At 42.8% G+C, this 566-nt stretch carries 2 protein-coding genes and 1 pseudogene; all 3 read left to right on the forward strand.

Annotation, left to right across the window (positions count from 1 at the left end; all coding sequences use genetic code 11):
• The coding region (locus KDU71_RS22825) for a GIY-YIG nuclease family protein (RefSeq protein WP_212193443.1) at nt 1-260 on the forward strand (260 nt) is incomplete at its 5' end.
• Nucleotides 252-328, forward strand: a pseudogene (locus tag KDU71_RS22830). The gene KDU71_RS22825 and the pseudogene KDU71_RS22830, both read left to right, overlap by 9 nt.
• 58 nt (nt 329-386) lie before the next feature.
• The coding region (locus KDU71_RS22835) for a GIY-YIG nuclease family protein (protein WP_212193444.1) at nt 387-566 on the forward strand (180 nt) is incomplete at its 3' end.

The raw sequence follows: 566 nt of genomic DNA on the forward strand, positions 1-566 counted from the left end.
AAACCTCAATCATGTGTTATTTCTATATTCTTCATTCACCCTCCAAGGACAAGTACTATATCGGTGCAACCTGCGACACACTGGAATCAAGACTGGCCAAACACAACATGAAGCACATTGGCTATACGGGACAAACAAATGATTGGAGAGTAGCCTACTCCGAACAGTTTAACACTAAAAAAGAAGCGTTTGACCGAGAAAAGCAGGTCAAGATGTGGAAAAGCAGAGCCCGCATTATCAAACTTATAAATGGCGATTAGAACTATTTGTTGAGAGCATCCCGTTGCATGGCACGGGAGGGTCGGGGGTTCGACTCCCTCATCGCCCACTTTCAAAGGAGAAGCAATTATTGCTTCTCCTTTTTTTGTTGTACCAAAACCTCAATCATGTGTTATTTCTATATTCTTCATTCACCCTCCATGGACAAGTATTATATCGGTGCAACCTGCGACACTCTGGAATCAAGACTGGCCAAACACAACATGAAGCACATTGGCTATACGGGACAAACAAATGATTGGAGAGTAGCCTACTCCGAACAGTTTACCACTAAAAAAGAAGCGTTT

It is taken from the genome of Carboxylicivirga sediminis (assembly GCF_018156225.1).
In the GTDB taxonomy this organism is placed as follows: domain Bacteria; phylum Bacteroidota; class Bacteroidia; order Bacteroidales; family Marinilabiliaceae; genus Carboxylicivirga; species Carboxylicivirga sediminis.